The organism is Methanosarcina sp. 1.H.T.1A.1 (assembly GCF_000979295.1).
Classification (GTDB): domain Archaea; phylum Halobacteriota; class Methanosarcinia; order Methanosarcinales; family Methanosarcinaceae; genus Methanosarcina.
On sequence record NZ_JJQY01000064.1, the window covers coordinates 43,100 to 55,730 of the forward strand.

11 protein-coding genes and 1 pseudogene are annotated in these 12,631 nt (G+C 45.9%); 5 read left to right on the plus strand and 7 right to left on the minus strand.

What is annotated here, in order from left to right; all coding sequences use genetic code 11:
- The first annotated feature begins 33 nt into the window (after positions 1-33).
- The 5 genes from EO95_RS06580 (at position 34) to EO95_RS06600 (ending at position 5,661) form a co-directional block, all read left to right on the plus strand.
- Positions 34-870 carry a hypothetical protein gene (locus tag EO95_RS06580; protein WP_048133394.1) on the plus strand — a complete coding sequence of 279 codons (837 nt, stop codon included), beginning with the start codon at positions 34-36 and terminating at the stop codon, positions 868-870.
- Between the two features lie 177 nt (positions 871-1,047).
- A complete protein-coding gene (locus EO95_RS06585; RefSeq protein WP_048133396.1) occupies positions 1,048-1,884 on the plus strand; it encodes a hypothetical protein in 837 nt (278 codons plus the stop codon).
- A gap of 412 nt (positions 1,885-2,296) precedes the next feature.
- A complete protein-coding gene (locus EO95_RS06590) occupies positions 2,297-3,184 on the plus strand; it encodes a hypothetical protein (protein ID WP_048133398.1) in 888 nt (295 codons plus the stop codon).
- Positions 3,185-3,531: 347 nt separating this feature from the next.
- The gene (locus EO95_RS06595) at positions 3,532-4,131 is read left to right on the plus strand and encodes a hypothetical protein (protein ID WP_048133400.1); all 600 of its coding nucleotides are present in this window, start codon (positions 3,532-3,534) and stop codon (positions 4,129-4,131) included.
- Between the two features lie 762 nt (positions 4,132-4,893).
- Positions 4,894-5,661, plus strand: coding sequence for a hypothetical protein (locus EO95_RS06600; RefSeq protein WP_048133403.1), 768 nt, complete (start codon positions 4,894-4,896; stop codon positions 5,659-5,661).
- A 148-nt stretch (positions 5,662-5,809) separates the two neighbouring features.
- On the opposite strand, the gene EO95_RS06605 is transcribed toward EO95_RS06600, so the two are convergent.
- The 7 genes and pseudogenes from EO95_RS06605 to EO95_RS17025 form a co-directional block, all read right to left on the minus strand.
- The gene (locus EO95_RS06605) at positions 5,810-6,412 is read right to left on the minus strand and encodes an aminodeoxychorismate/anthranilate synthase component II (protein WP_048133406.1); all 603 of its coding nucleotides are present in this window, start codon (positions 6,410-6,412) and stop codon (positions 5,810-5,812) included.
- A gap of 204 nt (positions 6,413-6,616) precedes the next feature.
- The gene (gene trpE / locus EO95_RS06610; RefSeq protein WP_048133408.1) at positions 6,617-8,320 is read right to left on the minus strand and encodes an anthranilate synthase component I; all 1,704 of its coding nucleotides are present in this window, start codon (positions 8,318-8,320) and stop codon (positions 6,617-6,619) included.
- Positions 8,307-9,011, minus strand: a complete 705-nt coding sequence (locus EO95_RS06615) for a phosphoribosylanthranilate isomerase (protein WP_048133412.1) — start codon at positions 9,009-9,011, stop codon at positions 8,307-8,309. The genes trpE and EO95_RS06615 overlap by 14 nt, the downstream gene beginning before the upstream one ends.
- Positions 9,008-10,120 (minus strand): anthranilate phosphoribosyltransferase, encoded by a 1,113-nt coding sequence (gene trpD, locus EO95_RS06620; protein WP_052733529.1) that lies wholly within the window; start codon positions 10,118-10,120, stop codon positions 9,008-9,010. The genes EO95_RS06615 and trpD overlap by 4 nt, the downstream gene beginning before the upstream one ends.
- A 27-nt stretch (positions 10,121-10,147) precedes the next feature.
- A complete protein-coding gene (gene trpA, locus EO95_RS06625) occupies positions 10,148-10,963 on the minus strand; it encodes a tryptophan synthase subunit alpha (RefSeq protein WP_048133431.1) in 816 nt (271 codons plus the stop codon).
- 13 nt (positions 10,964-10,976) lie between these two features.
- Positions 10,977-12,188 carry a tryptophan synthase subunit beta gene (gene trpB / locus EO95_RS06630; protein ID WP_048133417.1) on the minus strand — a complete coding sequence of 404 codons (1,212 nt, stop codon included), beginning with the start codon at positions 12,186-12,188 and terminating at the stop codon, positions 10,977-10,979.
- A gap of 249 nt (positions 12,189-12,437) precedes the next feature.
- Positions 12,438-12,631 (minus strand): annotated as a pseudogene (locus tag EO95_RS17025) (hypothetical protein); the annotation flags it as partial.

A 12,631-nucleotide genomic window follows, 5' to 3' on the forward strand; every position in this document is an offset into this window, starting at 1 on the left:
CCGCTTGATGAAGACGAGGCGTTAGAGATAGGGATGACTTCGGTAGATGAAAAAAACGAAGCCAGTATAGTTGAGGTCCTTTACTACCTGTCAGAACTTGCAGTAAAATATGCAAAAGAAGGACTGGAAAGTGATACTAAAAGATTAATCAAACGTATAAAAGAGATCGGAATAGCGTCAGCTCTCGCTGGATTAGAAATGGTTGTTACAAATGCCCTTCTTCTTTATTCCCCTGTTGCAAAAGAGGCTTGCAGGCAAGGGATGGAAAATGCCGTTGTCAATATAGCTCTTGCTATTGGTGAAATCGGAAAGACGGCAGGGGGACAGAAAATGGAGGTTCCCGCAAAGATTGCAGCTTCCTGCCTTGGAGAAATGGGAAATACTGCAGCCTTCACAAGAACCCGAAAAGAAACAATAGCAGTCATTTTCGCTCTAGGGGAAATTGGAAAAAGTGTAACAAATCAAAGCCTGGGGGATGCCGCAAATTGCACAGTGGCTTTACTTGGGGAAACGGGGAAAATTGCGGCAAGCCAGAACTTCGAAGATGCAGCATTAAACGCCGAACTTCTGTTGCAGGAAATAGGGACCGGGGCAATTGAAAAGAACCTTAAAGAAACTGCTGACACCAGTGTGCGTTTACTAGGGGATATTGGGAGGACTGCCGACAGGCAGGGACTTGAAAGGGTACTACTTCAGGCAGCTTATTCTCTTGAAACCATCAAGTTTGATGCCCAGGATCGCTATCTTGTGAGTGCATCTATTATAGCCGAAGTAGCTCTCATGCATTTTGATGATTTAGGTCTCGAAAAGCTGGAAGAAAAACTGAACAAAAATTTGAGAAGAAAGAGAAAGTTTCCTGATATTGATTGAGGAATTTTTTTCGAATCCTTTAAAGGAACAGTCCGGGCAAAAACTCAATGAGTACCTGAACTAAGTATCATCTTGAACTACGCATCATCTGCTTCTATATAGAAGAGGCCTGAATGCCGGCAAGACTGTCTGATATTGAGATGTTTTTCCGGATGTAAGAAAATTGGGGTAATCCAAATGTCTATTTTAAACGAAGCCAGAGCAATAGACCTTGGCTTAAGCTCGGTTAAGGATAATGATGAACTGGGTGTACTGAGATCCATAGATTTTTTAACAGAGCAGGGAACGAAATACATAAATAAAGGGCTTGAGCCCGATGCGAAAAGGGCTATAATCAGCATAAGAGACATTGGAAATGCAGCTGCCCTTCAAAAAATGGAACTTGGGGTTTTAATTTCCCTCATTTCCCTGGGAAGGATGGCTGAGGCCGCAAGAGAACAGAAAATGTCCGATACGGGTTTCAGTATAATTTACTCTCTCTATGCAGTAGGAAAGTCCGCAGTTGGACAGGAAATGGAAGCGGCAGTCAGGATCGCAGTTGCTTATCTAGGAGAGATTGCAAGCTCCGCGTCCCTTCACCAGATGAAAAGAGAATCTCTCGTATCTTCTCTTGCGATAGGGGCTATCGGAAAAGAAACATCCAGGCAAAAGATCTCCAGGGTTCCGGAGAACGGAGGCCTTCTTTCTCCTGCATCAAGCATACTTCAGTCTCTCCCTCTGGCCAGGGATGAGCCATTCTTCTCTGATGAACTTCAGGGTACTCTGGGCTTCCTTATGGAACACAGGGGAGATATCTATTCTCTCCAGCATATGCCTGTTTCTTCTGAACCCCAGTTTATTAATACCGATTTCAGAAATTTCGAAAATATTATTATAAAGGCTGCTGATGCACTTGGAACGATAATGCTTGAGCCAAAAGAAAAGTTTCTGGTAAGTTATATGCTTGTAGCAAAACTTTCTATTGAAACTTTTAATGGTTCTGAGTACCTACACGAAGCCGAATCCTTTGAATGAGTGAGTTTGACTGAGCAGGCCGGGTTTCCAACCCTTAACTTAAATTTTTTCACTTTTTTACGCGACATACCGGTTTTCCTGAAACTTTAAAGGCGGTTTTTTATTAATTCTCTATGAAAAGCTGCTGCTCAGGTCACCGACAGCCTCAAACCTCGGGAGTCTAATAAAGAAGTATCTCCGTTACAAAATAGCAACACTAATAATCTCCTAATTTCATAGAGTAAGCCAGGCAATATCATCCTGTATATTAAGTTTACAAAATGAATTATTTTATGCTGTGTAATGATCTTAAACTAACATTCTGGCATAAAATGTATAACAATGACTATATGAATATGCAGGAAAACGGGCTTGAAGCTTGAATACGCTTGAAGCTTGTAATAATATAGACTTATAAAGAGGGGCAAAAATAATGATAACATTAAACGAGGCAGAGGCAGTCGACATAGGTTTCTCATCAGTTGAGGAAAAAAATGAGAGCAAAGTTTTCCAGGCCCTGGATTCTCTTACAGGGATTGCAGAAGATTTCCTCTCTGAAAATGAAGAGGCAGATGCCTGGAGGGTTATCCTCTCAATTTCGGATATCGCACAGTCAGCTGTACAGGAAGGAATGGAACTTGTTACGATCAACTCAGTCCTTGCCCTCGGGAAACTGGCAAAAATAGCAGCAAAAAAAGGATACGGAACCGTTCTGAACAGGACAATGGTAGCAACAGGAAAGCTGGGGAGAACGGCAGCTTCAAATTCGCTTGAAGCAGGTTCAAAGGTAGCTGCTACTACCATGATGGAAATCTGGAACCTTTCCTCTCCTGAGAAGAAAGATCAGGAAGAAATTGTTGCCTTTTCCCTGCTCTTAAGAGATATCGGGTCTGCTGCTGCAGTGCAGGGTATGGAAGACACTTTGCTTAACGCAATAACCTGCCTTGGAGAGGTCGGAAAAAAGGTAGCCTCAGAAAGCCGTGAGGACGAAACTATCAGCGCCCTTCTGCTGCTTGAGGAAATAGGTAAGCTTGCTGCAGAAAAATACTTTGACGAGGCGCTGAGCTCAGTAGCCCTTTCGATTGAAGATACAGGAAAGCTTTCTTTAAAGAACAAGCTTCGTGAGGCTGCACTCCAGAGCCAGTGGGCGCTTGAGACCTTAAAAGTGCAGGCTGAAGAAAACTTCCTGACCAATTCTCCTATTGTTACGGAAATGGCTCTTGACAGCTTTAAATTCCCAGGAGTCACGGAAACTGATGAAAACACCGGGAAACTCCAGGAGATAAAGGAGCTGCAGAAAAAGGTTTATTCAAACCTATAATTAGGAAGAGCCCCTTAAATACCACTTATTATATTTTTTTTCTTTTATTTTCTTTTATATTCTTTTCATTTCTTTTCTTTTCTTTTCATTTCTTTTCTTTTCATTTCTTTTCATTTCTTTTCTTTTCATTTCTTTTCATTTCTTTTCATTTCTTTTTTAACTTATTTTGTATTCCCTTTATGAGTTCATATCATTTCAAATCAAATATTATTAAACAAGATTTTTATTCCAATTCCTGTTTTTGCAGTCCGGCTTTTAATTTAATTAATATGTACCAGTAAAATACGAAACAGTAATAACCTGTGGGTTCATAAATTATAATAACGGCTTGAAACTGGAGGCTAAATTTGCTTTTAACAGAAGAAATCCTTCTGCTTGAGCCTGGGCTTGAGGCGGTTAGGGCTCGAGAAGAGGCTCGGCTTTTCAGGGTAATAGATGAACTGGGTGAGCTTGGGATGAGATTTTTTTCAGGTCGGCTCTCGCAGGGGGTAACAGGCGAGACAATCGCGTGCATAAAATCCCTGGGGATGGCTGCGGCTGAGGAAAATATGACAGATGGCGTTCTTAACGCGGCAGCTTCCCTCGGGCTGATCGGGCAGGAAGCAGCAAGAAACGGGGCTAATGAAGCAGTGCTGGAGACTGCTCTTGCTCTTAAAGCTCTGGGGGAAAAAACAGCTGACATGGAAACGATTTTTTCTCTTCGGCTGATAGCTATCTCCCTTAAAGAAGTCGGAAAAGAGGCGGTCAGGCAGGGAATGGAAAAGGAAGCTATAAAAAGCCAGTTTTGTTTAAAGGAACTCCATAATTCTTGCATAGGCTCGGAAAATGAATTTGAAACCTTCAATGAAGATTTTTTTTCTTTAATCAGGGATATTGGAAGATGCGCTGCAGATGCGGGTCTTGAAAAAGCTGCAATAAATGCCGCAGCCCTGATGGAAGATTTTTAATTTACTCTAAAAGATCTTGTCTAGATGCTGTAAAAGCAACTCTTTATTCGTTTTTAAACCCGGACTAAATCCAGAGGATACTCCTTCCGTTTTTAATGCCAATCCAATATTATTCTTCAGATCCCCATACAAAAATAATTTAGTCTGAGAGGGGAAAGGTAAGGAGTTGAACCCTTTCCCCTGCCATGGAGGTTGTGTTGTTTTTACTCACACGGGGAAATATTTCAGAACCCCGGATGAGTTTTTTATTCGTATGATATATATTATGCAAGAAATGTATTTAACTCTTTTCCTTTAATAATAATGTTAGACTGTTTGGATTAATTAGTCCGATACCTTTTTAGAGAACCGAATAGATAAACCATATATAAAAACCCATGACCCTATAAAATCATTTATATACAAAATAAAGTTATTACCTCACTTTTAAATAAATATTCGGTCTTTTATTAGTCGGCCAATCTAATTCGGAATATCCGTAAAGGCATCTCATGTCTTTTGTCCTGCGCTTTGCAGAGCTGAAGCCGGCCTTCCACTTGACGAGGGAACAACCTAAGCTTTGGATTATGTTTTATTGAGGCTTCAAAAAGTTATTTACTTGATTTTCAGGGTTACATACATCTCTTTTTATCATAAATGCCTGAAAACTCTCTATAAATTTCCAAAAATATAGGAAGACTAATATCAGAGTATACCGATATAAATAATTTAATTATTAAAACCGGCATTTATAACAGGATTTGACTGGAAAGGGGTTTAAACATGTTCTCACTGAACGAACAAAAAGCTATTGAACTTGGAGAATCTGGAGAAAAAGCTGTAAGGGAACAAAACGAATATGACGCGCTCCAGTATATTGAGTACCTTCGGGAATTCAGCGAAGAGCTGATAATGGCAAACCTGGAGGCAGATTTAAAAAGGGCTATAATCTCACTTCGGAATATAGGTAATAAAGCCGTCCAGAAGAAGCTTGATACCGTTGCAGCTAATACGATACAGGTCCTTAAAAGCCTTGCAGAACCTGCGCTTGAGAAAAACCTTTCAAATGCCATGTGGTCTTTTTCAAAAGCTGTGCAGGAGATAGGGAAAGGGGCAGTGCAGTTTCAGATGCTTGAACCTGCAAAAAATGCAGTGGAGGCACTCGAGGCTATAGGATCAGGAGCCGTTGCAAAGAGAATGGAAGTTGTAACCCTCTGGACTACCCTGGTACTTGAGGAGATGAGTTACCTGGCAGACAGGCAGCAGCTCGAAGACCTCAGCAACATGGCAAAAACTGCAAGAGAAGGAATTATAAAGGCCTCGGAGGAAGGGAAGTTCGTTACAAGGGAACAGATCGAAAAGTATCCTCAGCTTATCGCCCAGACAGTAGGTGAATTCGCAGAACTTCAGAACCTTCAGCCCGCAGGTTACGAAGGCAGGCCCAATGAGGAATTCACAGAAGATGAATTTTTCGAAGAAGAAGCTGAGGAAGAAGAAAGTGAAGGCGAGGCAGAAGAACCTGAAGCCGGAGCTTCTGAAAAGGAAAAATAATAACTACGTGGGTTAGACTACCAGTGGGTTAGCAAAGTTATCAGCTAACAGAATTATTAGCTAACAGAATTATCAGCTAACAGAATTATCAGCTAACAGAATTATCAGCTAAATAAATACAAGTCCGACAGAAAAATTTAGGGCTGTTTTAAACAGCCTGCTGTCTTTTTTTAAAGTTCCTCGAAATTTCCAGAAATCTTTCGATTATTTTCAACCCTTCGGGAGTAAGCACGGACTCAGGGTGGAATTGCAGGCCGTAGATAGGATATTCTGCGTGTTCGACTGCCATGATGGTCCCGTCTTCTGCTCGTGCAGTAACCTTTATTCCGGGAGCCGGTTTCTCTATCTCAAGTGAATGGTAGCGGCCTGCTTCAAATTGCTCTTTAAGTGGTGTAAAGAGCGCCGATTCCGTATGCAGGACCCTTGAACTTTTTCCGTGTACCGGCCCCACTTTACTTCTCCTGACAGGTCCCCCAAAGGCTACATTGATTGCCTGGTGCCCCAGACAAACTCCCAGAAGAGGGATTTCCCTGCCCATTTCCCTGATGATCTCCAGGCAGTTTCCTATATCCTTCGGGTCCGAAGGGTTTCCGGGTCCGGGAGAAATTACCAGCGCATCAGGCTTTATTTCTCGAAGTTCTTCTAAGGTTACTGTGTTGGGAAGGACCAGGGTATCTTTTTCAAAATACGAAATGTAGTCTACCAGGTTCCACACAAAGGAGTCCTTGTTGTTAATGAAAACAATCTTCACCTGAAAACACCTCCTGAAGCTTTTTCTCCCGGATTTTTACTTCCCGGAGTTCTTTTCCCTGAATTTCCCTGCCCTGAAATCTCCCTCATTAAATGTATTTCCATATATCTCATCTCAAATTTTCATATATCTCAAATTTTCATATATCTCAAATTTTCATATATCTCAAACTTTCATATGTCTCAAACTTTCATATATTTCATCTCAGAGTTCTCCGCCGATAGCCGCAAGCATTGCTGCCATCTTTCGCTCAGTCTCCCTGAACTCATATGCGGGATCGGAATCGGCAACAATGCCTGCTCCTGCCTGCACTGAAGCCTTTTTGCCCTGTACAAGCACGGTCCGGATAACAATTGCAAAATCAGCATCCCCGTTCCAGCTATAGTACCCAACCCCACCACCGTAGATTCCTCTTGGAGTTGTTTCAAGTTCGGAAATAATCTCCATTGCGCGGATTTTCGGAGCCCCTGAAAGCGTCCCTGCCGGAAATACTGCCCTGAAAGCATCAAACTGATCGCATTCGGGCCTCAGGGTTCCCGAAACCGTACTTTCTATGTGCTGGACATGGGAATACTTCAGGACTTTCATGAAGTCGGAAACCTTTACCGAGCCGCTTTCCGAAACCATCCGGACATCGTTTCGTCCGAGGTCAACAAGCATTACATGTTCTGCTCTTTCCTTCTCGTCGTTGAGCATGTGTGAAGCCAGGGCTTCATCTTCAGCTTCGGACTTTCCCCTCGGGCAGGTGCCTGCAATGGGGTTTATTATAACAGTGCTTTTGTGTACGGTCAGCAGGGTCTCAGGGCTTGCCCCTACAATTGCAAGGTCTCCAAACTCAAAGATATACATGTAAGGGCTGGGGTTGATTGCCCGGAGCTGCATGTAAAGCTCAAACGAAGACTGCTCCAGTTCGAACTCGCATTCCCTGGAAAGGACTACCTGGAAAATATCCCCTGCAAAAATATGTTCTTTCGCCTGGAGTACGGACTCCTCAAATCCCGCCTGGTCAACGCTGCAGACCTGTACGCGTGGACCTGATGCCGTCGATGGGCTCGAAACTTTTGCTCCTGAAACAATTGCTTTTTCGGTTGATGCTTTTGCTATATCTTCCGGCAGGTGAGCTCCCTTAATTCTGGAGCAGAGCCTTTCTGCCTCTGAAAGCGCTTCTTCGTACACTTTTCCTGCATCCGACCCCGGGCTTACGAAGGGGGTGACAACTATGTAGACCTCTTCAGTCAGGTGGTCGAAGACAAAACTTTTTGAAACGAGCAGGTACTGAAGTTCGGGGATGTCGGACTCAAAGCCTTTCTCGACCCCAAGCCAGCTGTCATAGATTGCATCGTACGCTGTATAGCCGATAGCCCCTCCCAGGAAGGTCTGCCTCTCAAAACGTCTGGAATTAAAAAGTTCTATCCCGTTTGCCGGAGGAAAAGCAAGGCGAAGGGCATCGAAAACATCTTTTCCCTCTGGAATTGCAGCTGTAAACTTTTCCGGACCTTCATTTTTCTTCGCTTCTTTATTCTCTGCTTCTTTTTTCTTCGCTTCTTTATTCTCTGCGGTTTCCGGTCCGCAGACTTCCTCCATCTTTGCGCAGATCGCTTCAAAGAGAGGAGAAGCTTTTGGGTTAAGGAGCTCAAGGGAAATTTTTCGGTCACTTATTTTCAGCACGGCATCGGGGTCGTTTCCAACAAAGGAGAATCTTGCCCTGCTTTCCTGTTTTTCAACGGACTCCAGCAGGTAGGAGTAGCCTGTTGTCCCTGAAACCCGCAGGGCTCCGTAAAGTTCGAGGGGAGAGCAGGCAGGGGAACATCCAGCCTCAACTTTTGCAAAGAGCTGGACCAGGCCCGGCCTTTCGAGCCCGGAGACAAGTTCCAGAAATTCATCTTTTCCAAGGTCAAAGGAAAGCATCGGTACACCTCACTTCTTCAATAAACTTCCTGATTTTCACAGCATCTTTTTTTCCGCAGGTCTCTACCCCTGAAGCTGTGTCCACAGCATAGGGGGAAACTGCCCTGATAGCTTCCTGCACGTTTTCGGGTTTGAGCCCGCCGGCAAGGATCAGGGGAAGTTCTGTTTCTTCTGCAATTCTCCGGCTCAGGTCCCAGTCATGAACAAAGCCTGTACCGCCAGCTTTTCCGGCAACCCCTGAGTCCAGAAGCACGCTGTCAACAGCTCCGCTTTCTTCCAGCTCGCGGACCTCTTCAAGAAGTCGCTTTACAAGGACCTGGAGTTTAGAAGCTCCCCGACCGGCAGGCACAGAAAGGGTTTTTATGATGGGGATGTCTGCTTTTTCCCTTATGACTTCAAGTTCGAGAAGGGGCAGACTGGAGTGGATCTGCACTATGTCCGGCCTTACTTTATCGATAAGTTCCAGGGCGCAGGTGGAATTTTCAGGCATTATGACCATTACCGAATCAAGGAATTTCGGGACTTTTGATATAAGGGCAGCAGCGGTGTCCGAATCGAGTTTCCTCGGGCTTTCCACAGGGACTTCCGTGATAAAACCCACAGCATCGGCTCCGTAGAAGGCTGCAAGTTTTATATCTTCAGGACTGCGGATCCCGCAGATTTTTACCCGGGTTTTCGGACTTGTTTTCATGCCCTTTCCCCGGAAGCCGGGCTTAACACAGACGTGTCAGAAGAGGCAAGAAGCGCTTTTCCCGAGCTAGAGCCCTCTTTTTTGCCCTGCCTGGAAATTTCGGCAGTGAAATTCCGGAACTGGTTGAACTTGACCATTACTTTCCCGCTGTCAATCGCATCTTCGGCAATGGGGATTGCCTGCCGGATTGAGCCCACTATCCCGCTCACATACAGGGCTGCGGCTGCGTTCAGGATTACAAGATCCCTCTTGGGCCCTTTCTGTCCCTTAAAGATGCAGAGGAGGTCACGGGCATTTTCTTTCGGGGAGCCGCCTTTGATTTCATCGGGCTTTGCCCGCAGCATGCCGAGAGCTTCCGGAGTCAGAGTGTATGTGGAAACTTTTCCGTCCTTTAATTCGGCAACGTAGGTCTCGCTCACGTTTGAGATCTCATCCATCCCGTCTCCGTTCACCACAAGAGCGTGTTCGGTCCCGAGCTCAGCAAGAGCATAAGCTATCGGCTCACAGAGGCTTTTATCAAAAACTCCTACGACCTGCCCTTTCGCTCCTGCCGGATTGGTCAGGGGTCCAAGGATATTGAAAACCGTCCTTACTCCAAGCTTTTTCCTGACCCCTGCAACCCGCTTCATGGCAGGGTGGAAAACCGGGGCAAACATGAACCCTATGCCTATCTCTTCTATAGTCTTCCTGACAAGTTCCGGGGCAAGCTCCACTTTGATCCCGAGGGCTTCAAGCACATCCGAACTTCCGGACATTGAGGTGGCAGCCCTGTTTCCGTGTTTGGCTACAGGGACTCCGACTGCTGCAGTCACAATTGCAGCTGCTGTTGAGACATTGATGGTGTTAAGCCCGTCTCCTCCTGTCCCGACGACGTCCACAAGCCTGAAAGGAACGTCCGGCCGGATCATATTGGCGACTTTCTTCATTCCCTTTACAAAGCCTGTGATTTCTTCGGGTTTTTCCCCTTTTGTCTTGAGGGCGAGCAGAAATTTCCCTATCTCCTCATCCCCTGCTGTGCTCAGAATCTCGCCCAGTGCGGCTTCGGCTTCTTCTGAACTCAGGTCGCAGCCTTCTTCCAATTTTTTAATATATACTTTCATTCCCTGCATTCTTCTGCCCCCTCTGAAATTCCTGTTTCAATTTGCTTCAAGTATGCCGGATTTGAGTTCCCTCACGAGGGCTTCCAGCTTTTCGTTTACATCTTTCCCTTCTTCGATGATCCTGACAAAAGCCGAGCCGACAATTACAGCGTCTGCTCCAGCTTTTCTGACTTCTGCAGCCTGCTTTCCGGTTGAGATCCCAAAACCCACAGCTTTCGGAATATCGGTTTTTACCCTGGAAAGCAGTTCTTTTGTGGAACCTGAAACGTCCGCCCTGGTTCCCGTAACCCCAAGCCTTGAAACCAGGTAGATGAAGCCCGAGCCTCTCTGCAGTATCTTCAGGATTCTTGCATCGGTCGTTGTAGGTGCAACCAGAAAGATCAGGTCAAGCCCGTGTTTCTCACAGCTATTCTTCAGATCAGCTGCTTCTTCTACCGGGATGTCGGGGATGATCAGTCCGCTTATTCCTGCTTCTGCGGCATGGGCTACGAATTTTTCCACTCCGTACCTGAACACCGGATTGTAATAGGTCATGCACACAAGAGGAACTTCAACCTCAAGGGCTCTGACAAGTTCGAAGTAACCTTCAATATCCATGCCGGCTGCAAGTGCCCTCTGTCCTGCTGCCTGGATGGTTGGCCCGTCAGCCACGGGGTCTGAAAACGGGAAACCGAGTTCGATAATATCCGCGCCCCCGTTTGCCAGGGCTTTTACAACCCCGGCGGTTGCTTCTGCGGAGGGGTCTCCTGCCATCACATAGCCGATAAGGGCTCCTTCTTTTTTCTCCCTGAGTTCACCGAATTTTTCTGAAATTTTTTGCCTTCTACTTTGCCTTCTAAGTTCAGTTTCCATTTGCCTTTCCATTTTAGATCCCTCTCTTCAGGCTCAGGACGGTTTCCAGGTCCTTGTCCCCTCTTCCAGAAAGGTTTACAACCACAAACTCTCCAAGTTCCCCGGATTCGGCAGCTTTTTTAAGGTAGGCAAGGGCATGTGAGGATTCAAGGGCAGGAATGATTCCTTCAAGCCGGCTCAGTTCGTGGAAAGCTTCAAGCGCTTCATCATCTGTGACATAGCGGGCTGTAACCCTGCCGCTCTCCGAAAGGTAAGCCAGTTCCGGGCCTACTCCTGAGTAGTCAAGTCCTGCTGATATGGATTCGGACTCAAGGATCTGCCCGTTTTTGTCCTGCAGCACCTTTGTCCGGGCCCCGTGCAGGATCCCTTCTTCCCCGGCACAGAGAGAAGCTGAGTGGAGAGCTGCTTTTTCCGTACACTTCAGGGCTTTTCCCCCGGCTTCTACGGCAATCAGTTTGACCTCTCTGTCTTCGACAAAGGGATGGAAACTTCCCATGGCATTGCTCCCGCCGCCTGCACAGGCGATGATAGAGTCAGGCAGCCTGCCTTCTTTTTCCATTGCCTGCTCCTTTATTTCACGCCCGATCACGCTCTGGAAATCCCTTACGATCATCGGGTAGGGATGGGGGCCGACCACTGAACCGATCAGGTAGTGGGTGTTTCCTATGTTGGTGACCCAGTCCCGCATCGCCTCGTTGATTGCATCTTTGAGGGTTTTTGAGCCTGTCTCTACGGCTTTTACCTCGGTCCCCATGAGTTCCATCCTGTATGCGTTCATCTGCTGGCGTTTGACGTCTTTTGCCCCCATGTAGACGATAGTCTCAAACCCGAGAGTCGCTCCCACCATGGCAGTTGCAGTCCCATGTTGCCCGGCACCTGTTTCGGCGATCAGCCTGGTCTTTCCCATGAACTTTGCAAGCAGGGCCTGTCCGAGAGCATTGTTGAGCTTGTGGGCACCCCCATGCACCAGGTCTTCCCGCTTGAGATAGACCTTTGTCCCGTATTTCTTGCTCAGGTTCCGGGCAAAGTAAAGAGGAGTTTCCCTGCCCCCAAAATCCCTGAGGTAATGTTCAAGTTCTGCAAGGAATTCAGGGTCGTTTTTGTACTTCTCATACCCCGCTTCCAGCTCTTCCAGGGCCGGCATGAGGACTTCGGGTACGTACTGCCCTCCGAATTTCCCGTACTTTCCTTTTACCTGAGATTCTGAAACTTCAGTTCCTGTCAATTTGATTACTCCCTTGTATCTTGATTTCTGATTTTGTGATTCCTGAATTTTTAATTCCTGAATTCTTGATTCCTGAGTTGTGATTCCTGAGTTGTGATTCCTGAGTTGTGATTTCTGAGTTGTGATTCCTGATCTCGTGATTCCTGATTTTATGAAACAGAATTATGACCTTAGTTTTGAAATGAAAGCGGATTTTTCGACCTTATTTCCACAGGCCGAAAGTTCCTGAAAGTCAAGGAAAAGCAGTTGTTAACGCCAGCAAAAGCTCTGGACAAATTCTTTAGTTTTCTCAAAAACGGAGTCACTTTCCATAAGTGAAGACCCTATAAGCACAGCGTCCGCCCCTGCCTGCATCACGCGCCTGGCATCTTCGGGACTGTTCATCCCCTGTCTCTTATACACATCTCCGAGCCCACGAGACGGACTCCTATCTCGTATGCCGT

Coding starts and splice junctions, on each gene's coding strand:
- trpA (WP_048133431.1), bottom strand. CDS start 10,963: ATGGAAACTGAACTTAGAAGGCAAAGTAGAAGGCAAAAAATTTCAGAA.
- EO95_RS06580 (WP_048133394.1), top strand. CDS start 34: ATGACTTCGGTAGATGAAAAAAACGAAGCCAGTATAGTTGAGGTCCTT.
- EO95_RS06600 (WP_048133403.1), top strand. CDS start 4,894: ATGTTCTCACTGAACGAACAAAAAGCTATTGAACTTGGAGAATCTGGA.
- EO95_RS06590 (WP_048133398.1), top strand. CDS start 2,297: ATGATAACATTAAACGAGGCAGAGGCAGTCGACATAGGTTTCTCATCA.
- trpD (WP_052733529.1), bottom strand. CDS start 10,120: ATGCAGGGAATGAAAGTATATATTAAAAAATTGGAAGAAGGCTGCGAC.
- EO95_RS06615 (WP_048133412.1), bottom strand. CDS start 9,011: ATGAAAACAAGTCCGAAAACCCGGGTAAAAATCTGCGGGATCCGCAGT.
- trpE (WP_048133408.1), bottom strand. CDS start 8,320: ATGCTTTCCTTTGACCTTGGAAAAGATGAATTTCTGGAACTTGTCTCC.
- EO95_RS06585 (WP_048133396.1), top strand. CDS start 1,048: ATGTCTATTTTAAACGAAGCCAGAGCAATAGACCTTGGCTTAAGCTCG.